Source organism: Nitrincola sp. (assembly GCF_048264025.1).
Taxonomy (GTDB): domain Bacteria; phylum Pseudomonadota; class Gammaproteobacteria; order Pseudomonadales; family Balneatricaceae; genus Nitrincola.
Genome location: NZ_JBLXDN010000015.1, coordinates 15313 through 36181, shown reverse-complemented (window position 1 = coordinate 36181; position 20869 = coordinate 15313). Strand labels below are relative to the sequence as shown.

The following is a 20869-nucleotide window of genomic DNA, read 5'->3' as shown; positions in this document are numbered from 1 at the left end:
CTCAGCGGATTTTGGGGGACAGGCTATGTTCGATTCGAGTGACCACCGACCGCATGGCTTCAAGGTAGCGTGCAGCCGCTGCCTCGATAGTCATGGCATCAGCGATATAGACTAGATTCAGGCAACCCAGCACCCGCTCTTCATGTCGAATGGGCAGGGCGATAGCGGCGATACGACCCTCTTCACCCCAGTCCCGATAGTTGGAGCCGTAGCCATCTTGCCGGGTTTTACGGATCAGCTTTTCAACACTTTCAGGGTCTCGAGCCAGCGCTCCTTGGTTGTCATCTCGGCTGGCAAGGAGTTGGATGATCTGTTCCCGTTCCTGATCCGGACAGTGGGCAATATAGGCACGGCCTGCGGCGGTCATCAGCATCGGCAGGCGGCGGCCAACCATAGAGCGGTGGAATGACAAGCGACTGAAGCGGTGTGTAGTTTCACGGATAACCATGGCGTCCACATCCAGGGTCGAGATATCGGTGGGCCAGACGACTTCCTGTAACAGCTGCCCCAGCAGTGGGGCTGCAAACTGGGAAACCCAGTGCTCGTCGCGGAAACCTTCACTCAGCTCGCGGACCTTGAGTGTCAGCAGGTAGCTGTCGTCCGACTCGCTGCGGCGAACATAGCCTTCGTGTTGCAAGGTCTCCAGCAGGCGGCGAACGGTGGTGCGGTGCAGTCCTGTCTGTTGTGCCAATTCGGTGATGCGAGCACCGCCATCGCATCGGTTGAGAGCATGCAGCAGCGACAGACCACGCATCAGCCCCTGAACTAGCTTGTACTCGCCCTGGGTTGGGCTCTTGTCCTGTTCCTGCACGGCCTGTCTCCTGCTGCATGTTGTGCACTAGGTGCACCTAGGGTGCGATTTCTGTTGCTGTCGCTAAGAGGGTATTCCTATACTCCGGCCATAATAAAAACATGCTTTCCCGGAGTCCATAGATGATATTCAACGGAATAAGTCATCACGCCATTTTAAATATGGGCAGAATGATGAGAGTGAAAGTTATAAATATAATCCATAACTCTCATTATTATATGACTGCTTTTTCTCTCAGCTTTATACCCGATATTAATCTGCTTGAATCTGCTCAGTTTGATGTCTTTTTAATTCAGGATATCAGCTTGGTTAACGCTCCGCATCGCCTGTTTACAACAGTCTGAAACTGCCCCGTCGCAGCTGTGCGGCGAATTGCCTGGGTACTTAGTCACATGGTGAACGAACAACAGTTACACGAGATGGCCGAGCGCTTGCGCGCGGCTGAACAGCTTAACCAGGCGACCGCGCCGATTCGAGATTGTCTTGATTCTCAGGACGCCGAGTCAGCCTACCGCATTCAGCAGATCAATACCGAACATGCGGTTGCTCAGGGCCGTCGCATCGTGGGGCGCAAGGTCGGCCTGACCAACCACCGTGTGCAGGCCCAGCTGGGCGTGGACCAGCCGGATTTCGGCACCCTGTTCGCTGACATGAGCTTCGGCGACAACGACGTCATCCCCGCCGATCTGGTGATGCAGCCCAAGGTTGAGGCCGAGATCGCTTTCATTCTGGAGCGCGACCTGCCGCAGCAGGATTGCACCCACGCCGAGCTGATGCAGGCGATCGGCTGGGTCGTACCGGCACTCGAGATCGTTGGCAGCCGCATCCAGAACTGGGATATCCGTTTTGTTGATACGGTGGCGGACAACGCGTCCAGCGGTTGCTTTGTGCTGGGCACCCCGGCCCGCCGGCTGGATGGCGTGGACCTGCGCGGGGCCGAGATGCACATGACGCGCAACGGCGAATGCGTTTCCAGCGGCAGCGGTGCCGAATGCCTGGGCAACCCGCTCAATGCCGCTCTTTGGCTGGCACGCACCCTGAGTCGTCTGGGCACACCGCTGAAAGCCGGCGATCTGGTGCTCAGCGGTGCTCTGGGTCCGATGGTGGAGTGCGCCCCGGGAGACCGTTTCGAGGCTGAAATCAGTGGTATCGGCCAGGTGGCCGTTGAGTTTGCGCAGGCAAGCGCCTGAGCCTTTCGCAACAGGAGTCAAAATGAAGAAGATAAAAGTAGCCATCATCGGTTCCGGCAACATCGGTACCGACCTGATGATCAAGATCATGCGCAACAGCGGCTGCCTGGAAATGGGCGCCATGGTGGGGGTCGATGCCAACTCGGACGGCCTGGCCCGTGCGGCCCGTATGGGCGTGGCCACGACGCACGAAGGCGTCGATGGGCTAGTGAAAATGCCGGTATTTGCCGACATCGATATCGTGTTCGACGCCACCTCGGCCAAGGCGCACATGCACAATGACGTGTTCCTGCGTGGTCACAAGGAATCGCTCAGGTTTATCGACCTGACACCGGCGGCGATCGGCCCCTACTGTGTGCCGGTGGTCAACCTAGAGCAGCACCTCAACGAGGGCAACGTCAACATGGTGACCTGCGGTGGCCAGGCGACCATTCCGATGGTGGCGGCAGTGTCACGCGTGGCCAAGGTGCACTATGCCGAGATCGTGGCGTCCATCTCCAGCAAGTCGGCCGGCCCGGGCACTCGCGCCAATATCGACGAGTTTACTGAAACCACCACCAAGGCGATCGAAGTGGTCGGCGGTGCCAGCAAGGGCAAGGCGGTGATCATCCTGAACCCGGCCGAGCCGCCCCTGCTGATGCGCGACACCGTCTACGTGCTGTCCGAGAAGGCGGATCAGGCACAGGTGGAAGCCTCCATCGAGGAGATGGCAGCGGCAGTGCAGAGTTACGTACCGGGCTACCGTCTGAAGCAGAAGGTCCAGTTCGACGAAATCCCCGAAGATCAGCCGATCAACATTCCGGGGCATGGCCATTTCAGCGGCCTGAAAACCTCCGTTTTCCTGGAAGTGGAAGGTGCGGCCCATTACCTCCCGGCCTACGCCGGCAACCTCGACATCATGACCTCTGCCGCGCTGGGTACCGCCGAGCGCATCGCCAAGTCACTGATTAACTGAGGACGAACAAGATGACATTCAATCCCGGCAAGAAACTCTACATCTCTGATGTGACCCTGCGCGACGGCAGCCATGCGGTGTGTCACCAGTACTCGATCAAGAATGTACAGGATATCGCCCGCGCGCTGGACAAGGCCAAGGTGGACTCCATCGAGGTGTCCCACGGCGACGGCCTGCAGGGCTCCAGCTTCAACTACGGCTTCGGTGCCCATACCGATCTGGAGTGGATCGAAGCGGTAGCGGAAGTGGTCGAGCATGCGCAGATCGCCACGCTGCTGCTGCCTGGTATCGGCACCGTGCATGACCTGGAAAATGCCTACAGCGCCGGTGCCCGTATCGTGCGTGTAGCGACCCACTGCACCGAGGCGGACGTGTCCCGTCAGCATATCGAACATGCCCGCAAGCTGGGCATGGATACCGTCGGCTTCCTGATGATGAGCCACATGCAGGCGCCGCAGGGGCTGGCCGAGCAGGCCAAGCTGATGGAGAGTTACGGTGCCACCTGCATCTACGTGGTCGATTCCGGCGGTGCCATGGGCATGCAGGATATCCGTGACCGCTTCCGTGCGGTGAAGGGGGTGCTGGATCCGGCAACTCAGACCGGTATCCATGCCCACCACAATCTGGCATTGGGTGTGGCCAACTCCATCGTCGCGGTTGAAGAGGGCTGTGACCGAGTCGACGCCTCCCTCGCGGGTCAGGGCGCCGGTGCCGGTAACGCGCCACTGGAAGTGTGCATTGCCGCCTTCGACAAGATGGGCTGGGAGCACGGTACCGATGTGTATGCCCTGATGGATGCCGCCGACGACATCGTACGCCCACTGCAGGACCGCCCGGTACGCGTTGACCGTGAAACCCTGGCGCTGGGGTATGCCGGCGTCTACTCCAGCTTCCTGCGTCACTCCGAAGTGGCGGCCGAGAAGTACGGTCTCAAGACCGTCGACATTCTGGTTGAGCTGGGCAAGCGCCGCATGGTCGGTGGTCAGGAAGACATGATCGTGGACGTGGCGCTGGATCTGCTCAAGCGTCAGTAAACCCTGAAGGGCCGGCTTTTGCTGGCCCTCTGTGCATCAAAAGCAACATTACAAACAACAGATAAAACAATAGATAACCATAACAATACAGGTACGACCCATGAAGAAGACGAAATTTGCCGCCCTCGCCCTGGCGGCCGCAGGCACTCTGTTCTCCGCTTCCGCCTGGAGCCAGACCGTGATGCGATTTGCCAGCTGGATGCCACCGACGCACCCGGTCAATGAAGTGGTGCTGCCGACCTGGAAAAAGTGGATCGAAGACGCCACCGATAACCGCGTGACCCTGGCCGTTGAGTACAACATGGGTCATCCGAAAACCATGTTCAACCTGGTTGAGGATGGCGTTGCTGATGCCAGCTGGGGCTACCACGGCTATGTGCCGGGACGTTTTCGTCTAACTCAGATCGTGGAACAGCCATTGCTGGGCGTTTCAGGTGAAGCTGCGTCCGTGGCGCATTGGCGTGTGCACAACAAATACTTCAAGGATGCGCCTGAGTTTCAGGGTCTGGAACTGGTCGCCTTGGTGACTCATGGGCCCGGTCAGATTCACAGTAACTTCCCGGTTACAAGCATGGCTGACCTTCAGGGCAAGAAGATTCGTGTCGGTGGCGGTGTCCAGTCTGTGATTGGTGAAAAAGCGGGTCTTGTGCCTGTAGCGGCTCCGGCACCCAAAGTGTATGAAATGCTGCAGCAAGGTGTTATTGATGGTGTTTTTCTGCCGGTCTGTGATGTTAAAAACCTGCGCCTGAACGAAGTGATCACCGACAGTACTCAGCTGCCGGGCGGTATGTATCTGGGCAGTTTCTCTTTCTTCATTAGCCCCGATTTCATGGAAGAGTTGGACCCGAAAGACGCTGATGCCATTCGTCGAGTATCGGGCGAGAAATTGTCGGCGCTGGGCGGTTGGGCTCAGGATCAGTCAGATGTGGCAGGTCTCAAGTTGGCTCGCGAAAGTGGCGTAACCATCAATACCGTGGGGGTGAATGACCCGCTGGCGCAGGAATACCGGGCGTTGGCTGAGGGGGCCGATGAGGCCTGGATTCAGAGCGTATCCGATCTGGATGTGGATGCCCGTGGTGCGCTGAACGAGCTGCGCCTGGTCGCCCGTCAATATGAAGCCGAGAAAACGTCATCCGCTCAAAATTAGAATATTAGCTGCCTATGAACTTGACGGCATCTTCTGCTCTTAGTTGGTATTGCTATTCTAAATAGAGAATGCTGTTCTCATAGTGAGTATTAGTAATTAAAGAGGCATAGCCTTAGTTTTTTCCAGTTTAAGCCAATCTATTGCTGGGTACCAAGGATGGTTCCCATCAATAGTGTAAGAATCACCTGTACTGGTTCAGCTTAAATCGCCCCGAGTTTCTTAGACTCTCTTTTTTTGGTCAAATACTGCATTTCAAACGCTACTGGCGACAGTCAGTGATTGGAATCATGGGCTGGCAGGGGTGTAGAACATCTCGATATATAGACGAACATATCGCTCTGCGCTTCAGATAGGTTTGGATAGCACCTGTACTTAATCTGTTCACGTTTGAGTTGCTGGGAATAAGCTATCTGTAACTATGTAATCATGGCAGCAAGCAGCTGCCGGCCCAGGTGCACTGATCTCCATCCGTATAATTTTCACGGCATTACACTACTTTCTTATCTTGTTACCTGTGGGCTTTAGATCTCCTACCCCGGACCACGACTGATCACTTTCCCCATGGTTAGCTGCCCTGCTACATGCTTGCGCTTCTCGTTTCCTCGTCGGTCATATCTGGCTGTTGTGTCGAACGAACTATGCCTAGCCATATCCATAGCTGTTTTGGGATCTATGCCGGGTACATCAAGCACATTTGAGCAGTAAGTACGCCTTGAATCATGGGGTGTCAGGTTATTGATACCTAACCTCAGACAATAATCTTTGAACAGGTATCCAATGCCTGATGGGGATATCCGTCGACTGAGAATCGGCCTATCTGCTTTGCTAACAGCTGTGAACAGTGCTCCAGGCTCAAATCCTCTGTGCTGAAGCCACCCCAGTATGGCTTCAGTTGTTTCGGGTGCCAGTTCCAAAGTGGCAACTTTCCCCCCTTTTCCTAGTACCGTGATTTGTTCTGTTTGCGGCTTGAAGCTGTCTAGGTTAAGTAACGAGAATTCATGGCGACGAATCCCGGACAGGAATGCCAAACGGAATATAGCGCGGTCGCGTGCCGCTTTTCCGGGTTTCGTCTCGGCTACAGCATCGCAGCCCGCCTCCAGTGCTGCGGTTTCGTGAGAATCGGCCATACGGCCTGTAAGCTCCAGCCTCACTTTGAAGGCTTTAATGTCGCTGATGCCTTCGTGTGTATCCCGATTGATCCACCCCATTTTAAATGCCTGGCTCATCACGCCTTTCAATGTAACCAGTAGCCCATTCATGGTGTTGGGCGATCGGCGTTTGTAATCGCCGTCCTCAACATAGGGCTCGTATAGTGCCTGCAGCATTGCCTGAATTCGATGGGCATTGAACTCCGCCCAGTTGAGCCATTCATAGTCCCCATTTGGCGCACCTAGTCGGGCCGCACATTGATTTAACCGATTCCGGTAAGTCACGGCCGTGGTACCGCCATACCGCATGAGGTATACGTTGGCCGGGTTACGCTCACCTCTCAATGGAGCGTCCAATAAAGGGTTGGCGCCCTCACCCTCTGCGGTCAGTCCATTTTGGGTGCCGAGTTGCTGCAGCTGGCGTTGCGCTTGTGTGATGAGCCCACTCATATCAGAACCATTCAGGATACTTGGCTTTGTCGGCAGACATAATTGCTTCCAGGTTGGCCATTAGTTCAGGTACTGGAATTATGGCGCCCGGGTATAGGATCGGCTGGGGTCGCAGTACGCCACCAGGATAGATCATCAGAATGAAGTGCATCTGGTCCTTTTCGCCAGTATGCGCCAGCCATACCAGATAGGCCTGGGTCTGCGGGATATACGCAGTGATAGCCGCGGCCAATAGGCGCTGGCCCTCCTTAGTTTGGGATTCAACGCCAAGTACCCGTGAAACGATCTCGCTTGCGCATTCCTCCGGAGCGATCCAGGCACCTGAGTTCATTTGGCCAAGCTTGTCGAAGATGGCGCGATTAACGCCCATCGCCTGTATGCTGCTCCCCAGCGTATCGACCAGGTAAAACCAGTGTTGATCGACCGGTGATCCGGCGTCATCCATCCCCAGCCGCCATTCATTAGCCGACATCTGCGCCAGGCTGATTTCATGGTCCATCCATTCGCGGCCGTGTTTCTCGATCATCGCCCTTTCCTTCCTGTTTTGGCAGCCAGCATCTACCAGCTTCAACTTCGGTTCCGATTGAGATTAGCACATTACTATTAAGATTGTTGAATCTTTACAGTTATATATGTCGTATATGTATTAGTGTAATACACTAATACAATATATTATTAGTTGAAGTTGTAGCGCCAAAATCTTCGAAGAACAGGGCAGGGGGCGCAATGAATGAGGTGAGTGCCATGAATGAAGAAACTCGGCCGAATGGCCGTAAAAGCCAGTACTGGGATAAAAGCGTTGTTTTCAAAGCCTGCCGTGAGCTTAAGGCCCAAGCGATTCATGCAACGATTAGAACGATTCGTACCCACACAGGCATTTCAGGTGGCAGTGATGCCACCGTGCAGAAATACATAAACGAGTGGAGGGACGAGGAAGAGTACAGCGTTGACCCGGCATCAATGCCGCCAGCCCTGAAAACGTCACTTGAACTGTTGTGGGAGAATGCGCTGCTTGCCGCTCAGGAAACCGTTGTTGACCAGCAACGCGCCGTAGAAGAAGATCGAAGAAGCCTACGCGCGGAGCGGCTCGAATTACACGCAACACTCGAGCGAAATGAGTCTGAAGTAGAAAATAAGGCCCACAAGGTTCTCGAATTACAGAAGTCTCTTCAGGAGAGTGAATCGACGATCGCACAACAGATCGATGCAATGAGCAGCCTTGCCGGCGACAAACAGAAGCTAGAAATTCAAATGGCCCAGCTGCGTGGTGAGCTGTTGGAGGCAGAAGCCACGATCAAGGGTCTTAAGGATGAACTGCAGCGTTCTTCAGCGGAGGCTCAGGAAAACCGGATCATGCTCAAATCATTTAAAAATGAAATGAAAGATGAGATGTCAGAGCTTCTGCGCCAGCAACGTGAAGACTTAATTGCTGAGTTTAAGTCGCAACAAAAGGGTGATTCTAAAGACAGTGATGAAGCATACTCATAACCTGGGAGAAGTGATCAAAGATGCACGATGAGCGTTCTGTTGATTTTTTGATGTCGTTACAGCCTGAGCAGTTGGACATGCTAGTGGCTCAGTTAGAAGTCATGGTTGTTGCAAAGAGAGCTGAGAAAGCAAACAGTTTCGCCCCTCCTTCACCGCCGAGTGATATTGGACGACTGGCTGACAGTCTCGGGCTTGACCTATCTGGCATCATGAGAGAGATAAGCCGCAAGTAAGGATTTCGGTCTCATATGATCTCGATGAGATTTTTTCCTGATGACCTGGAAGGCAGCTCCATTCTCACTTACTAGCCTATCCTTCTGTTTGCTTTGAAGTTTGCATCTTTTGCCGATGTTTTTAGAAACGTGCCGTACAATAGGGAAACAATGCTTCAACCCTTGTGATTGTCATCTAGTCACTCTCACACCAATGGGAATGTAGATAAGGATCCCAGATGCATCACCCCCAGTACATCATATTCAATGGTCAGCGTTATGATCTGCGCCACCTATTCCGCATGAAACATACATTTACTCTACGATGCGGAACTGAAGTGCCTACTGGAATAGTCTTTAGTAACCATTGTTATACTGAGCCCCATGCAGACGGTGAGCCTGAGGAAGGGCATACGGTTTTACATGATCACTATGGTAATAAGCGGATATTTTGTCCTATTCGGCACAGCTACACGCTTGATGCCAGACAGTGGATTGCTGGCTGGACATCCCAAGTCTGCTATCTATCGAAAGATCGGAAGCACAGCGGGGAAAACTGGCTCATAGTGGAAGACAAAGATGGCATGCCAATAAAGGTCGCGTTCTCTGCTCAACAGAGTAACCAAGAAGAAAATGGCTTGTTCATCCGGGTGAAGACAATTCATCCGTACGATAAGTCTAAGCCACCACCTTCTGATGCACCTAACATGCCGTTTACTGCTCTGGCACACAGCTTGGCAGTCAAAGGAGTCAAGCCCAAACCGCCGAAATCAAGAAACAAGAGAAGGCGGTAAGTGTGTTTATTGCAGAAAGCAAAAAGGCCCTTTCGGGCCTTAGTGCTAATCAATATCGGGTGCTCTTTATCCCAGGTCATCTAGGGCCCCCACAAGTGAGGTCGGCAAATGGAATTCCTCATATGCTGTAAAGCTAGCTGTGTTGGCATTACAACTCACTTACTTTGCAAAAGAGTCCCCGCGCACATCCATCTGGTACCAATTATAGTACGAACACTCTTAGTGTAAAGAGGTAAACGCTCAATAGGTAAAGGCGACTAGCGTGATTGCCCTGTAGCTATTGGATAGTAGCGACAATAAGTAGCATCAGCAGTACCTTACGTCAGGCACTCGTACGATTACAGCACGTAGCTTAATCACTGACCTGCAAAAATTGCTTAACCAGGTAATTTTTGCTATCCAACACAAGCAAAGGGGATTTTTAGGAAAGCCCTGTAAAGGGACATTCCAACCAGCACCAGCTGTTGTTCGATTTCATGGAGCTGGTACCGCCATTGCTGCAGCATTTTCCTCTCAGCTGTGCCGATCCCCCAACTACATAGGGTTTTGGCTACTGATCTCCACAAGGCAACATCGACATGGGGATCGTTTTGGAGTATGTCTGACCTGCCTTCCAGCGTGAAACTCTGTTGCTCTTGAGCAAAGCCTAGAGCCAGAAGTGCGCATTCCAAGGGTGTATCCACTTGATAGACAGGGTACCCGACTATGGTATGCCCGTCCCATAAGGCTGAAATGATGCTTGGTGGGGGAACTACATACTCTGTCCCACCAGTTTGTTTGGTGATTAACCGTGGTGATGTCATTGGAGGTCTCAACTTTAAAGAACACCGACAAAACATCTCGGTACCTAATAAAATACACGTCGCCAGTTTGCCCCCAAAGCATAAAGCTCTAGGTGCTCCATCGCGACTTTATGGTATTCACCTGTGAGTTAGGTCAAAGCTACCCGATTCCGCTGCGCCTGTGTGGGCTTATAGGCTTGATCAGGTCTTCCGTCTGCTCATGGCCCAACTCTGACCTTAAGGATCTCCTAATCAATCCGCTAAGCAGACGTTCATTCAAGCGGGTCACCGTGATCAAAACTGCCAGCTTCGACCCATAGCGTACATTGGTGAACCGGAAACTGCTCTGCTTGCAGCATCAATATCAGCGTTTCTGCTCGTTATTTGCGGCTGCTATAGCCTTGTCGTTAACCCGGACCGACACCGCAACTTTGTTCTTTCATTTTCAGTCGACATCAATCCCCAAACGCGAACTCGACCGCTGCTTCAGCGTGAATAGCAGTGGAATCGAAGCCTGGCAAAGGCAGCTTGTCCGTCTCTAGAATCAAGCAAATCTCTGTGCAGCCGAAGATAACGGAATCGGCGCCTTCAGCCTTCGCCGCTTCTATCATCAAGATTAGGTCATCTCGCGACTGACCCAGCACCTTACCGACGCTGAGCTCATCGAAAATAATATTGTGAGTACGCTCTCTTGCTTCAGCGTCCGGCACCATCACATCGATGCCATGCGGCCGAATCCGAGTCTGATAGAACCCGTTCTCCATCGTATAACGAGTCGCTAGCAAAAGAGGCTTGTAGCATCCCGCAGCCTTGAGACGTCGCGCAGTTTCATCAATGATATGGATGAAAGGCACATCAACCGAGGCCTCAACGGTATCTGCAACGAGATGCATCGTGACCGCACAAATCATTACAGACTCTGCACCGGCCGCCTCAAGGCCTCGAGCGACATCGGCTAGACGTTCGCCAGCATCATCCCAGCGGCCACTTTTCTGCATGTCGACGATCGTCTGAAAATCGACGGAATGTAAAAGCAATTCTGCTGAATGGAGACCTCCAAGACGCTCACAGACCGCCTCATTGATCTTACGGTAATATACCGCCGAACCCTCGAAACTCATCCCGCCAATCAGGCCAATCTTACGCACTCGTACCGACTCCAGTTGATAAAAAATTGAAATAGCTAATAGAACCTGCCGAAGTGTAGCTTGACCAGAACCCAACAAAAAATGAATAATCATGATATTTGGTTCTCAAAATGAGAAACATAGATCTTGATTCGCTCCAGATCTTCAAGGCTGTGGTGGACTTCGGCGGCATTACTAAGGCGGCGGCACACCTCAACCGGGTGCAATCCAACATCACCACCCGAGTCAAGAACCTGGAACAGCGGCTGGGCGTAAAACTGTTCCTGCGCCAGAGCGGCAAATTGGTTCTCTCGGCCGAGGGAAAACTTCTTCTCAGTTATGCAGAGCGGCTATTAAGGCTATCGTCAGAAGCCGAAGCCGCGGTGCGCAGTGGCACCCCAAACGGTACGTTGCGCATTGGCACATTGGAGAGCACTGCTGCCGCACGCCTGCCGCCGCTTTTGTCGAGCTACCACGAACACTTTCCTGATGTCCGGATCGAGCTGGTAACCGGCACTTCAACCTCACTGATCACCCGCGTCCACCGCTTCGATATTGAAGCGGCATTTGTCTCCGAACCTTTCCAAACCACCGAGCTGGAAACGCTTGGAGCGTTTGATGAAGAACTGGTCCTAATCGCCCCTAAGAGTGCCAAGCAGCTAAAAAGTGCGGATGAGTTGCAGCAGTGTACAGTGATCGCTTTCGCCACCGGTTGCTCCTACCGACGTATTCTGGAAGATTGGCTGGCGATGCTGAAAGTGGTGCCTGATCGGATATTGGAGCTAGCCTCCTATCACGCAATCGTGGCGTGTGTAGCAGCCGGCTCCGGCATCGCCATCGTATCGCGCTCTGTACTGAAAGCGATGCATGCGGAAAAACAAGTAAAGGTATTGCCTCTGCCGCCGGAAATTGCGACTACACGCACACACTTGATCTGGCGAAGCGGTCACCATTCGGTAATTCTTGAATCTTTGAAGGGAGAGCTTCGGCGCTACTGCTCGGATAAATATCAGTAAAGACCATCCGTTTCTGACAGGAGTACCGAAGGGAGTTCCGGGGGCAGTATACTTATTTATTTGCTCCTCAATGTCGGCTCTGTGACGATTGTGCCTGCTGAACCGGATCCTGAAAAATGTCCGCTTTTCGGAGACGGCGAAATTGGCCTAACTTCTGCTTGGTGCGCTAAAGAGCTACCTGGTACTCAGGCACGTGTCTAGATAGCTAGTACCTGTATACAGTTAAATACTCCTTATCAACGCTGCCACCACTATGCCACAGGCAATAGCAGGCAATGGTTTTTTTAACAGCAGCATGGTTACTGCCGTAGCCAGCAAGGCCATCCGGGTGCCATAGTCGCCGGTCAAAGTCATTGGGGCGATTAGGGCAACAAGTACGGAGCCGGACATTGCGTTAATAAATAGTTTCACCCGATAATTAATAGGAGCGATGGACATCACATAGACGCCACCCCAGCGAGTGGCGACAGTGATAGCCACCATCAGCAGCACAATTGCGAGGATTCCGCTGTCTGAGGTTTCAATGCTCATCGCTGTCGGCCCCCTGGATCACTCCGACGACGCCGCCGGCCAAAGTGCCGACAATGACATAGCTGTTCTCGGGCAAATAGCAGTAGGCTAGTAACGATGAAGCGGCCGCAACCGACCAGATGATCAGCATGCGCGTACTCTTGTCTCCGCCCACAACCATAGCCAGCAGAAAACAGCCCACAACCATATCCAGCCCCAAGCGCTTGGGATCGTTGACTATCGTGTCGAAGTAGATGCCGAGCCAGGTACCCAATACCCAGAACAACCAGATCGCTAGCCCGCCACCCAGTAATAACCCCAGTCCCGGCTGACCACGACTGAAAGCTTGCATAGACATCGCCCAGTTGGCATCAGACGCAACCAGCATAACGCCATAACGTTGTATCCAGGGGAGTTGGCGAAGCCAAGGATAGAGTGTCGCGCCCATCAGCAAATGGCGCGCGTTGATTGCAAAGGCGGTCAACAGCATGGCCATCAGCGGAATTTCTGTGCCCCATTGATCTAGCAGCGCAAATAGCGCATAGCCCGAGAAGACCAGCGCACTTAGGGAAAGAATGACTGTGTTATCCAGCCCTGTCTGCTTGGCCGCAAGGCCGAATGCAACCCCGAACAGGGTGACAAAGATTGAAATCGGGGTGAGTTGCTTGAAGCCGGACCACACAAGCCCGCGGTCAAGTTGATGGAGTTCTATAGTGGTGGTAGTCATCTTGAAGCCCTGTTCTGCATCTGCGTCGTAGCACTATAAGATTGACCGTATTGTTTTTAAAAACGCATAATTCGATTCGCTACTATTCGATAAATTGATAATTAGGATAAATGCTTTGGCATACCCAGATTTGCAAGTGGACTGGCTCAAATGTTTTGTGGCGGTAGTGGACTCAGGTTCCTTATCTTCCGCTGCGCCAACTGTACATCGGTCACAGTCGGCGATAAGCATGCAGCTGAAAAAGCTGGAGGCGGCGCTGGGGTGTCGGCTATTGTTACGGGGCCCACGGCAACACCAACTAACGCCGGAAGGGCAAAAATTATTGGGCTATGCTCGCCGCATGCTTGATCTTCATGCCGAGACGCAGGCGGCGTTTCATGGTACCGAGCTAAAGGGGCGAATTCGACTGGGTGTTCCTGATGACTATGCTTCTAAGTACATCACCCCAGTGTTAAAGCGGTTTGCCCCCTACCATGGGTCAGTAGAGATTGAACTGGTGTGCGAGCAGTCGACACTACTTATTCCTAGTGTCGAGCGTGGCGATTTGGATATGGCATTGATCTCGCGGGAAAACCCAAAACAAGGGCCGGTGCTATTTTATGAGCCACTGGTGTGGGTAGGGTCAACGCAATTTGAAATTTGGCGGAGAACCCCGTTACCCATCGCGGTCTATGAAAGCACCAGCCTCGCTACGCGCAGTGCTATTAACACCTTAGCATCGCAGGGGCGGCGTTATCGGGTGGTGTATGAAAGTTCTAGCGTGACCGGCCAGATTGCTGCCGTCGATAGTGGACTGGCTGTAGCCGTATTACCCCAGTGCAGTATCCCGGATCACTTGGAAGTGCTAGGGGCTGTTCACGGCTTGGGAGCGTTGGAGCCGATGGAGGTATCAGTCTATAGAAGTCAGGTGTCAAACGGGGACGAAGCTGTGGATCGGCTTTACGAGCTACTGGTACAGACACTCCGGGCTTAAAGGGCTTTATAGGCACGGTGCGATCCGTTTTCAATTACCGCAAAGTGCGCTAAACAGCTGCTTTGTGCGCGAAGGGGTTACCTGGTGCTCCGGCAACTGTCTAGGTAGCAGACCAAAGTCGAAGTGGCGGACAGGCAAGGCGGCTTAGAGGATTCGACATACAGTCATTGATAATCCTTGTAGGATTACCTAGCATTTTTTAAGGGTATATCTACCTTTGGAGGTTGCCATGCATATATCACTGACACCAGAACTCGAGTGCCGCGTTAAAGCCAAGGTGGAAAGCGGTCTTTACAACAATGCCAGCGAAGTGATTCGTGAAGCACTGCGATGTATGGATACCCATGAAGATTGGATTCACGAGGTCAAGTTAGCTCGTTTACGGGAACAGCTAAGATTTGGCACCGATCAGTTGGACCGTGGCGAGGGTATTGCCATTGAATCTAAAGCAGCACTCGATTCTCTTTTTGACGACATCAAGAGCTAACAGTAGTGCCAACACACCTGTTGACTATTGCGCCAGCTGCGAAGGCCGACCTCAAAGACATAAACAAAGCCCATCCGGTGTTGGGGCCTTGCACGTTATAGACAGAAGGTTGATTGAATCACACAGCCTCGTTTACGAACTCGTTCAGGGTATGCACCAAGGTCAAAACTTGATCGCACTTTTTTGGCTCTCGTAGCTCGAGGGCCAAGTTAAAATTCTCAATAATCTGTGCATTGTGCGCTACTTCGCTGTCAATGCGATTGTGGGCGTACAGCCATTGAGCCACTTCCCCCCACCGCCAAAGCGGTTGTTGACTGGTTAGGCGCAGAACCGGGTTAGGAAACTGACCGGGACCTCGCTTGCCGTCTTTTAGCAAAGCGATCGCTTGTCTGCTGGAGTCGGATAAAGCGGCTATGTCACTTAAGCCCACATAGTCACCAGCATCAACAGATACTACTTTTGCACCTAAGCCGGCAGATTCGATATTTTTAATTGCAGATAGTATTGCGTCTTCCAGTGAAGATGAGTTTCGATCAAATTCCAAATATACCGTCTTGCCATAAAAGCACAGCAGCGCATCATCGCAGCCAGCCTCAAAAAGGCGGTCTTCCAAGCCAGGTGTGTCGATGCTGACATTGCTCAGCACCAGAGAAAACATATATCTTTTCATTATTCTCCCCAAGAAAGGGCTGCGTACTGCCCTTTTTTATTCGCAGCGGTCCACATTCCGTCGAATTTTATTCGCATGATTCTCTGGCTTTTTAGGTGTTGACCAAACGCTAAACAGATTTCAGCCCCAGGGGCCCCGCATCGTAGACGGCAATAAGGGTAGTTTTTACTCGGTATGAATTCCCATCCTTTGGAAATTGCACATTCGATAGCGGCCTGAACTTCTTTATTCGTGTGCGATATTTTTAACCGCCTGTCATAACGTGTAAAGCAAGTATGCCCCCACTGTTGACAGCTGTCAACAGTGGGGGCATTACACACTTGCAATGCTTAAATTCGCTGGCCGCGGATTCAACTCCGAAGTGCGACACCCGCCTATGCAGCTTGAAGGTATTCACGAAACACAACTTCAGGCTGCCTGACCCCGAGACACTTATGAGGCCGCAGGTTTAAGCTTTCTCTGCTAGACGGACCTCTTCATCTGTCACCCGTCGCAGGTCCGTACCTTTCGGAATAATCCGCGGATTTCAGTGTTTGATGCAACTCGCTGCGCCGGCGCACCGATGGTATTCATGTTTCGGGCTGAGCTGGCTGGTGTTGGTTCAGTGATGCGCTGGGATGGAGATTGCCCAGGTTGATATGTCTGCCCGGGCCCTGGTGATCGGTGCGCCGGCGCACCGGTGCTCTTCTGCTTTTAACAATCCAAGTAATCGTAGGTAGAGTGTTCCACTGCCAACTTTCTTAGCCTCGTGCGCAACGGACCGTCATTCGCGGCTTGGCCTGATTGACCTACGTCCAGTCGACAGAATCGTAAATTTGATGTCCAGCAACCCAATCAGGTCTGGTGTGGTGATATCAAGGTTCTTGTTGGTCTTAACTTGCGGTTGTTCTGGATCTTTACGCGAACAGGGTTACTGGCTGGTCAGTCTCCAATTTGTCAGACAGAGAGCTGTGCGCAAGGACTTTGCATGGTACTTGGCAACGGTAAGGACTGTTAGATCAAAATAAAGTCAGTAACTGCTGAGAATAGTTGGTAACTACATATCGCTTAGCTCTTTTTGTGAAGTGTAATGTTATAAGATAAAAAAAACCATGATCACCGGATTTCGACACAAGGGTTAGAATCCTTTTATACTGCAAGGAAGAGCCGAAGCATTCAGACGGCACATGCCGTAAAGCTCCGGGGAGTCCTGGCGTTATTGAATGTTGCCGTTACCTCCGCAGACCTGAACATACCATTTTTCAAGCCGCTCCCGTTGAATGGCGAGTTGAACGGGCATTGGTCAATATGGGTGAACGGCAATTGGCGAGTGGCTTTTCAATTTATTGGCGTGGATGTCGAATTGGGCTAACTATGTTAATTAGCACTAAAAGAGAGGCCGCCATGATAATGCAACCACCGCACCCTGGAGAACTGCTGAAAGAGGACGTGATTACCACACTTGGTCTTAGCGTGGCAGAAACCAGCTGATCGGCTGGGTATGTCCCGAGTTGCCCTGTCGAGTGTCCTTAATGGCCGTGCTGCAGTAAGTCCTGATTTGGCATTACGCCTTGAAATGGCGGGTGTAAGTACCGCTCGCGCTTGGCTTGTCATGCAGGTGAATTATGATTTAGCTCAAGACAAACTGCACCCTCAGCCGCTGGTCCGCGCCCTACAAGCAGCAGTGGCAGATAGCAATTAATGGAATCTAAACCTGAAAGCTCACCTATCACGTTCGAGCATTTGTCACCAGAACCTTGACTGGACGGACCACGACTACCAGTGTTTGAATGTGACTTAGCCATAAGAACTTCCTTTCAGTTTTTTACTTACCCTTGAGTGGGTAAGTCAACGATAGAGATTCCAGACTAATTCGTCGGCTAAGTGAGAGGCGGGAAAAAATGAAATCATATAAAAAATGAAATTACATTAATAAAAACAGAAGCTTAAAAGGCCTGGCTAAGCAAAATCTGCTCAGTACCCATCGGATAGGCTATTCTGTCCTGCTGGCAGCCACCCTGAAAGTCCCCCGCTATTTAATCCGTATCTGCAGGAGACAATGAATATATATCCATATAAACCACCCAAAATTGCAGACGAGACAACTTCCCTCTCTCGAGGTAGTCCAGACTCGTCCCTTCGTGAAAAGGATAAGCTATTCGGTGCTATCCCTCAGACAGTTATGGTTAACCCTGCAGCATTTATTGCCTGCAGCAAGAAAGGTGTTCCTGGGGTTTGGGTCAAGCACATTATTAACGCCACCGGACAAAAAGCCCTGTTCGCGGCCTTGCTCGATGTATCGGAGGAGGGCTTATTCCAAGTGTATCGCCGTCCCTACTTGACCACCCATGAATCCGAAAGGGTCCTTGATGCAGCACGTGTACTACTAAAAGCCATCAGGGTTTGGGAATCCAATACATTAGCTTTTGAGTGGCTCAATAGTCAGGTACCGGCACTTGGTATGGCACAACCGTTCATATTGTTCGATACATTTGAAGGACGGAGGTGGGTCAGTCAGGTACTCGAGCATATTGAATACGGTGACTTTAGCTGAGATGAAATTTCTCAATTTATTTTGGCTATTTGCATTCTGAGGCTGGAATAGCACCAGCAGTAACATCAGCTAAATTCGATAGATGGTTGCAGTTGCGGTGAGGCTATTTAGAAGAGGTCGTTGGTTTGTGCCTTGATTCCGTTTTCAAGGAGCTTGCCGATAAGCCGAGAGAGTGAGCGTTGATCAACCCCGTACCTACTTGCTATCTCGGTCTGCTTGCCTCCTTCAATAAGGTACTCTCGCACAGCAGCCCTTACTGTCTCAGAACCCCGAATCTTGCGGGTCTCGGCCAGCAACAGGCCAACGTATTCTGCGGGTTTATTGCCTTTTTCGATCATCTAAACCTCTTACCTGCTACTGAGTGCCCTTAACCTTTCGGTAAAGCGTATCAGGCGCTAGGTCAGCTTCATTGGGCCAGCAAACGACCCCATGCGCATCCACGCGCACCTGGCGAAAGTACGCGGGGTCTTTAAGCGGCAAGAACATGGGGCCGAACAGACGGTCTGCGATGGACACCTCGCCTTGGGTGCCGTCATTGAAAGTCAGTGCCAGCACATAGCCCGGCTTCGCTACTACGTTTGTTACTCGGTGCATGTCTTTACTCCAGTGGCTCAATCTTGTTGAGTGGTTTGTGCTGCTCCACCAACTCCCAGTCCCTGGCCAGATTGCTGCGGTGCTCAACGGCCTATTCGATGGCCAACGCTGTGGCTCGTTTGGGCAAAGTGCTTTCAAGCACACCGTCGCAATTCGATGTTTTACTTGAAGCTATTGCCAATCTCAATAATGCTTGGCATGAGGAATTCATGCTCATTGAGGCGATGCTTTGCAATAGCTTTCCATTTATCCGGCGCACCTTCCCGAAACGCTAGCTTATAGGTCATGCAGATCGACCTCAATAACTGGCTGATCCTTACGAGGACCTGCAATGGAATTAAGTTCTATATCCTCAAGCCGATCCAAAATCTCTTCCCAAGCAGAAGCAGGGACACAGTAAAAAACAGGTTCTTTGCGATTTAACACGGCAACAGGGAAACCTTTGCCTTGCGCCACAGCGACACTGGGGTTTTTCTTCAACTCTGAGATACTGACACAGGTATCAGCTAATATATGACGGGGCATAACAACCTCCTGACCTCTTTCTAGGTCTTTAGGTGTTGAAACAAACGATAGAGAGCTATTGAGAGCACCCTTTTTGGTCCTGACGGCTCCCGAGGCGCACTAGATATGAATACTAGACAACTTGCTCACACAGCTTCGGTATTCGAGATAACGGTGGTCAATTTCCGATACTGCCATGCGGGCAGTCGTGATTGTAGTGATTATCTTCTGCAGGCTACATATTGAAGTCTCGGCAGTTGAAAACTGCTTCGCGTTGTAGATCTACCTCACTATATGCGCCGATCAGAGTTAGTTTATTTTTGAGCACTCTTAGTGCTGTAAAAACATATATTTTAAATGTACTCATAAAGCTGTTCTGGAGTAAAAATAGATGAGTATACGCAAAAATCAAATGCGCAATTATTCCGGCAACTATTCCGGTATTTTTTGACTATTTCTTTGCTAAACATCTTATAACTAAAAGAGTTAAGAAATAAATTATTGCGAAAATTATGATCAGCATAACACCCTACATATCACAGGAAAGAGTCCCCGGCGAGATGCAAGATTTGATCGTCGAGATATACATGAGGGATCGATCGCTCAATGAAAGCATTCCACCGGCTTTGCGGAAGCCTATGGAGTGCTTGATTCGGATGGTGAACAGCTACTATTCAAACAGGATAGAGGGCAATCTTATAATGCCATCTGAAGTGCTACATCTTCAGGAAGAATTTGATACCCATAGGGTTAGAGATGAGTTGCTTGAAGTTAAGCAGCACCTTGAAGTGCAGTTTCAACTAGCAAAGGGAAAAACTGGTAGAGGCCGGATTTGCTCACCGGACTTCTTTCGCTTAGTACATGAAGCCTTTTATGAGGGCTTGCCGAGGTGCGCGCTTTGTTGAACATCCAGAAACAGGGGAAATGATTGAGGTTCTGCCAGGAAAATTTCGGCATCGCGGAGTGAAAATTGGTCAGCATTTTCCACCTGATAGCGACCTGATTGGAGGATACTTAGACTGGTTTGAGTACCAATATCAACCCGACCGTATTCACGGTATCAATCGACTGCTTGCTGCTGCCGCCTCGCACCATAGGTTCGCTTGGGTTCATCCATTTTTGGATGGTAATGGTCGTGTAGGTCGAATATTCACCGATCTATATATGAAACAAGCGGGTCTATCCGGGTATGGATTGTGGTCAATGAGTCGAGGATTTGCTCGAGACACAGATGCTTACTACGCAGCATTGAGTCGGGCAGATATGGAGAGTCAAGGAACAAGCGATGGACGTGGGATACTGTCTGATAAGGGGTTGCTGTTTTTTACTAAATACTTCTTAGATAGCGCACTAGACCAGGTCACGTATTTCGCTTCATTGTTGCAGATGGAGCATCTTCGCACCCGAGTGAATTATTACTTCGATATGCGTGAAGCGGGATTGTTACCGAATGATCGCGGCGTCCTTATGCCAAAGTTGCGAATTGAGGCTAAAAAGGTATACCAGCTTTTGATGAATGATGGCCCATTACCGAGAACTAGCTTGCGCGAGGCGGTTGGTCTTGGTGAGCGAACATTTCAAAAACTACTTGTGCAAATGGCGGACGAAAAACTGGTAATTGCTCCTCCTCATCAGCAGCTGGTTGAGTTGGCACTTTCTCCTGAGTCGATAGGCATGCTGTTTCCGAAGCTTTGGTAAAACAGGGGGAGGGCAACTT

At 51.4% G+C, this 20869-nt stretch carries 26 protein-coding genes and 1 pseudogene; 16 read left to right on the top strand and 11 right to left on the bottom strand.

The features are described 5' to 3' along the window. Position 1: 1 nt before the first annotated feature. Positions 2–811: a DNA-binding transcriptional regulator gene (locus tag ACN0R1_RS12370; protein ID WP_417583273.1), complete on the bottom strand. Its 810-nt coding sequence runs from the start codon at positions 809–811 to the stop codon at positions 2–4. Positions 812–933: 122 nt separating this feature from the next. On the opposite strand from ACN0R1_RS12370, the gene ACN0R1_RS12365 reads away from it, so the two are divergent. The 5 genes from ACN0R1_RS12365 (at position 934) to ACN0R1_RS12345 (ending at position 5137) form a co-directional block, all read left to right on the top strand. Continuing rightward, complete coding sequence (locus ACN0R1_RS12365; RefSeq protein WP_417583271.1) at positions 934–1155, top strand: hypothetical protein; 222 nt, start codon at positions 934–936, stop codon at positions 1153–1155. A gap of 48 nt (positions 1156–1203) precedes the next feature. Then, on the top strand, positions 1204–2001 hold the full coding sequence (mhpD, locus tag ACN0R1_RS12360) for a 2-keto-4-pentenoate hydratase (RefSeq protein ID WP_417583269.1): 798 nt from the start codon (positions 1204–1206) through the stop codon (positions 1999–2001). A gap of 22 nt (positions 2002–2023) precedes the next feature. After that, the gene (locus tag ACN0R1_RS12355) at positions 2024–2956 is read left to right on the top strand and encodes an acetaldehyde dehydrogenase (acetylating) (protein WP_417583267.1); all 933 of its coding nucleotides are present in this window, start codon (positions 2024–2026) and stop codon (positions 2954–2956) included. Positions 2957–2967: 11 nt separating this feature from the next. Further along, positions 2968–3990 (top strand): 4-hydroxy-2-oxovalerate aldolase, encoded by a 1023-nt coding sequence (gene dmpG / locus ACN0R1_RS12350; RefSeq protein ID WP_417583265.1) that lies wholly within the window; start codon positions 2968–2970, stop codon positions 3988–3990. Positions 3991–4090: 100 nt separating this feature from the next. After that, entirely contained in the window at positions 4091–5137 is a 1047-nt protein-coding gene (locus tag ACN0R1_RS12345; protein ID WP_417583263.1) for a TRAP transporter substrate-binding protein, read from the top strand. A gap of 530 nt (positions 5138–5667) precedes the next feature. Here ACN0R1_RS12345 and ACN0R1_RS12340 read toward each other — a convergent pair. Both ACN0R1_RS12340 and ACN0R1_RS12335 read right to left on the bottom strand, forming a co-directional pair. Beyond that, the gene (locus ACN0R1_RS12340) at positions 5668–6735 is read right to left on the bottom strand and encodes a site-specific integrase (RefSeq protein WP_417583261.1); all 1068 of its coding nucleotides are present in this window, start codon (positions 6733–6735) and stop codon (positions 5668–5670) included. 1 nt (position 6736) lies between these two features. Beyond that, entirely contained in the window at positions 6737–7261 is a 525-nt protein-coding gene (locus tag ACN0R1_RS12335; protein WP_417583259.1) for a hypothetical protein, read from the bottom strand. Between the two features lie 218 nt (positions 7262–7479). On the opposite strand from ACN0R1_RS12335, the gene ACN0R1_RS12330 reads away from it, so the two are divergent. The 3 genes from ACN0R1_RS12330 to ACN0R1_RS12320 all read left to right on the top strand — a co-directional run bounded on the left by ACN0R1_RS12330 (position 7480) and on the right by ACN0R1_RS12320 (position 9229). Further along, positions 7480–8223, top strand: coding sequence for a DNA-binding protein (locus ACN0R1_RS12330; protein WP_417583257.1), 744 nt, complete (start codon positions 7480–7482; stop codon positions 8221–8223). A gap of 20 nt (positions 8224–8243) precedes the next feature. Then, positions 8244–8456: a hypothetical protein gene (locus tag ACN0R1_RS12325; RefSeq protein WP_417583255.1), complete on the top strand. Its 213-nt coding sequence runs from the start codon at positions 8244–8246 to the stop codon at positions 8454–8456. Positions 8457–8674: 218 nt separating this feature from the next. Then, on the top strand, positions 8675–9229 hold the full coding sequence (locus tag ACN0R1_RS12320; RefSeq protein WP_417583253.1) for a hypothetical protein: 555 nt from the start codon (positions 8675–8677) through the stop codon (positions 9227–9229). A 1237-nt stretch (positions 9230–10466) separates the two neighbouring features. Here ACN0R1_RS12320 and ACN0R1_RS12315 read toward each other — a convergent pair. After that, positions 10467–11252: an aspartate/glutamate racemase family protein gene (locus ACN0R1_RS12315; protein WP_417583251.1), complete on the bottom strand. Its 786-nt coding sequence runs from the start codon at positions 11250–11252 to the stop codon at positions 10467–10469. 17 nt (positions 11253–11269) lie between these two features. Between ACN0R1_RS12315 and ACN0R1_RS12310 the strand changes: the two genes are divergently transcribed. Further along, complete coding sequence (locus ACN0R1_RS12310) at positions 11270–12154, top strand: LysR substrate-binding domain-containing protein (protein WP_417583249.1); 885 nt, start codon at positions 11270–11272, stop codon at positions 12152–12154. 222 nt (positions 12155–12376) lie between these two features. On the opposite strand, the gene ACN0R1_RS12305 is transcribed toward ACN0R1_RS12310, so the two are convergent. Both ACN0R1_RS12305 and ACN0R1_RS12300 read right to left on the bottom strand, forming a co-directional pair. Next, complete coding sequence (locus tag ACN0R1_RS12305) at positions 12377–12685, bottom strand: AzlD family protein (RefSeq protein WP_417583247.1); 309 nt, start codon at positions 12683–12685, stop codon at positions 12377–12379. Further along, positions 12675–13391, bottom strand: coding sequence for an AzlC family ABC transporter permease (locus ACN0R1_RS12300; protein WP_417583245.1), 717 nt, complete (start codon positions 13389–13391; stop codon positions 12675–12677). Before ACN0R1_RS12300 ends, ACN0R1_RS12305 begins: the two co-directional genes overlap by 11 nt. 136 nt (positions 13392–13527) lie before the next feature. Here ACN0R1_RS12300 and ACN0R1_RS12295 point away from each other — a divergent pair, with 136 nt between their 5' ends. Further along, positions 13528–14364 (top strand): LysR family transcriptional regulator, encoded by an 837-nt coding sequence (locus ACN0R1_RS12295; protein WP_417583386.1) that lies wholly within the window; start codon positions 13528–13530, stop codon positions 14362–14364. 229 nt (positions 14365–14593) lie between these two features. Further along, on the top strand, positions 14594–14851 hold the full coding sequence (locus ACN0R1_RS12290; RefSeq protein WP_417583243.1) for a type II toxin-antitoxin system ParD family antitoxin: 258 nt from the start codon (positions 14594–14596) through the stop codon (positions 14849–14851). Positions 14852–14969: 118 nt separating this feature from the next. Here the strand turns inward: ACN0R1_RS12290 and ACN0R1_RS12285 are convergent, their stop codons facing one another. Both ACN0R1_RS12285 and ACN0R1_RS12280 read right to left on the bottom strand, forming a co-directional pair. Continuing rightward, positions 14970–15521, bottom strand: a complete 552-nt coding sequence (locus ACN0R1_RS12285; RefSeq protein ID WP_417583241.1) for a hypothetical protein — start codon at positions 15519–15521, stop codon at positions 14970–14972. A 374-nt stretch (positions 15522–15895) separates the two neighbouring features. Further along, positions 15896–16041: pseudogene (locus tag ACN0R1_RS12280) on the bottom strand (IS30 family transposase); the annotation flags it as partial. A 582-nt stretch (positions 16042–16623) separates the two neighbouring features. Between ACN0R1_RS12280 and ACN0R1_RS12275 the strand changes: the two are divergent. The 3 genes from ACN0R1_RS12275 (at position 16624) to ACN0R1_RS12265 (ending at position 18054) form a co-directional block, all read left to right on the top strand. After that, entirely contained in the window at positions 16624–16872 is a 249-nt protein-coding gene (locus ACN0R1_RS12275; protein ID WP_417583384.1) for a type II toxin-antitoxin system RelE/ParE family toxin, read from the top strand. Positions 16873–17001: 129 nt separating this feature from the next. Then, positions 17002–17202: a HigA family addiction module antitoxin gene (locus tag ACN0R1_RS12270; RefSeq protein ID WP_417583239.1), complete on the top strand. Its 201-nt coding sequence runs from the start codon at positions 17002–17004 to the stop codon at positions 17200–17202. Positions 17203–17559: 357 nt separating this feature from the next. Further along, positions 17560–18054, top strand: a complete 495-nt coding sequence (locus ACN0R1_RS12265; protein WP_417583237.1) for an antitoxin Xre/MbcA/ParS toxin-binding domain-containing protein — start codon at positions 17560–17562, stop codon at positions 18052–18054. Between the two features lie 107 nt (positions 18055–18161). Here ACN0R1_RS12265 and ACN0R1_RS12260 read toward each other — a convergent pair whose 3' ends face one another. Together ACN0R1_RS12260 and ACN0R1_RS12255 are read right to left on the bottom strand one after the other, a co-directional pair. Continuing rightward, on the bottom strand, positions 18162–18392 hold the full coding sequence (locus ACN0R1_RS12260) for a helix-turn-helix domain-containing protein (RefSeq protein WP_417583235.1): 231 nt from the start codon (positions 18390–18392) through the stop codon (positions 18162–18164). A gap of 16 nt (positions 18393–18408) precedes the next feature. Beyond that, positions 18409–18648: a DUF2442 domain-containing protein gene (locus tag ACN0R1_RS12255; protein WP_417583233.1), complete on the bottom strand. Its 240-nt coding sequence runs from the start codon at positions 18646–18648 to the stop codon at positions 18409–18411. Between the two features lie 98 nt (positions 18649–18746). Here ACN0R1_RS12255 and ACN0R1_RS12250 point away from each other — a divergent pair, with 98 nt between their 5' ends. Next, on the top strand, positions 18747–18923 hold the full coding sequence (locus tag ACN0R1_RS12250) for a hypothetical protein (protein ID WP_417583231.1): 177 nt from the start codon (positions 18747–18749) through the stop codon (positions 18921–18923). Position 18924: 1 nt separating this feature from the next. On the opposite strand, the gene ACN0R1_RS12245 is transcribed toward ACN0R1_RS12250, so the two are convergent. Next, complete coding sequence (locus ACN0R1_RS12245; protein WP_417583229.1) at positions 18925–19173, bottom strand: type II toxin-antitoxin system Phd/YefM family antitoxin; 249 nt, start codon at positions 19171–19173, stop codon at positions 18925–18927. An 840-nt stretch (positions 19174–20013) separates the two neighbouring features. Between ACN0R1_RS12245 and ACN0R1_RS12240 the strand changes: the two genes are divergently transcribed. Continuing rightward, a complete protein-coding gene (locus ACN0R1_RS12240) occupies positions 20014–20850 on the top strand; it encodes a Fic family protein (protein ID WP_417583227.1) in 837 nt (278 codons plus the stop codon). The last annotated feature ends 19 nt before the right edge of the window (positions 20851–20869 follow it).

Excerpts from the sequence above, each read along its gene's own strand:
- ACN0R1_RS12365 (WP_417583271.1), top strand. The coding sequence starts at position 934 with ATGATATTCAACGGAATAAGTCATCACGCCATTTTAAATATGGGCAGA.
- mhpD (WP_417583269.1), top strand. The coding sequence starts at position 1,204 with ATGGTGAACGAACAACAGTTACACGAGATGGCCGAGCGCTTGCGCGCG.
- ACN0R1_RS12355 (WP_417583267.1), top strand. The coding sequence starts at position 2,024 with ATGAAGAAGATAAAAGTAGCCATCATCGGTTCCGGCAACATCGGTACC.
- dmpG (WP_417583265.1), top strand. The coding sequence starts at position 2,968 with ATGACATTCAATCCCGGCAAGAAACTCTACATCTCTGATGTGACCCTG.
- ACN0R1_RS12345 (WP_417583263.1), top strand. The coding sequence starts at position 4,091 with ATGAAGAAGACGAAATTTGCCGCCCTCGCCCTGGCGGCCGCAGGCACT.
- ACN0R1_RS12340 (WP_417583261.1), bottom strand. The coding sequence starts at position 6,735 with ATGAGTGGGCTCATCACACAAGCGCAACGCCAGCTGCAGCAACTCGGC.
- ACN0R1_RS12335 (WP_417583259.1), bottom strand. The coding sequence starts at position 7,261 with ATGATCGAGAAACACGGCCGCGAATGGATGGACCATGAAATCAGCCTG.
- ACN0R1_RS12330 (WP_417583257.1), top strand. The coding sequence starts at position 7,480 with ATGAATGAAGAAACTCGGCCGAATGGCCGTAAAAGCCAGTACTGGGAT.
- ACN0R1_RS12325 (WP_417583255.1), top strand. The coding sequence starts at position 8,244 with ATGCACGATGAGCGTTCTGTTGATTTTTTGATGTCGTTACAGCCTGAG.
- ACN0R1_RS12320 (WP_417583253.1), top strand. The coding sequence starts at position 8,675 with ATGCATCACCCCCAGTACATCATATTCAATGGTCAGCGTTATGATCTG.
- ACN0R1_RS12315 (WP_417583251.1), bottom strand. The coding sequence starts at position 11,252 with ATGATTATTCATTTTTTGTTGGGTTCTGGTCAAGCTACACTTCGGCAG.
- ACN0R1_RS12310 (WP_417583249.1), top strand. The coding sequence starts at position 11,270 with ATGAGAAACATAGATCTTGATTCGCTCCAGATCTTCAAGGCTGTGGTG.
- ACN0R1_RS12305 (WP_417583247.1), bottom strand. The coding sequence starts at position 12,685 with ATGAGCATTGAAACCTCAGACAGCGGAATCCTCGCAATTGTGCTGCTG.
- ACN0R1_RS12300 (WP_417583245.1), bottom strand. The coding sequence starts at position 13,391 with ATGACTACCACCACTATAGAACTCCATCAACTTGACCGCGGGCTTGTG.
- ACN0R1_RS12290 (WP_417583243.1), top strand. The coding sequence starts at position 14,594 with ATGCATATATCACTGACACCAGAACTCGAGTGCCGCGTTAAAGCCAAG.
- ACN0R1_RS12285 (WP_417583241.1), bottom strand. The coding sequence starts at position 15,521 with ATGAAAAGATATATGTTTTCTCTGGTGCTGAGCAATGTCAGCATCGAC.
- ACN0R1_RS12270 (WP_417583239.1), top strand. The coding sequence starts at position 17,002 with ATGTCCCGAGTTGCCCTGTCGAGTGTCCTTAATGGCCGTGCTGCAGTA.
- ACN0R1_RS12265 (WP_417583237.1), top strand. The coding sequence starts at position 17,560 with ATGAATATATATCCATATAAACCACCCAAAATTGCAGACGAGACAACT.
- ACN0R1_RS12260 (WP_417583235.1), bottom strand. The coding sequence starts at position 18,392 with ATGATCGAAAAAGGCAATAAACCCGCAGAATACGTTGGCCTGTTGCTG.
- ACN0R1_RS12255 (WP_417583233.1), bottom strand. The coding sequence starts at position 18,648 with ATGCACCGAGTAACAAACGTAGTAGCGAAGCCGGGCTATGTGCTGGCA.
- ACN0R1_RS12250 (WP_417583231.1), top strand. The coding sequence starts at position 18,747 with ATGGCCAACGCTGTGGCTCGTTTGGGCAAAGTGCTTTCAAGCACACCG.
- ACN0R1_RS12245 (WP_417583229.1), bottom strand. The coding sequence starts at position 19,173 with ATGCCCCGTCATATATTAGCTGATACCTGTGTCAGTATCTCAGAGTTG.
- ACN0R1_RS12240 (WP_417583227.1), top strand. The coding sequence starts at position 20,014 with ATGAAGCCTTTTATGAGGGCTTGCCGAGGTGCGCGCTTTGTTGAACAT.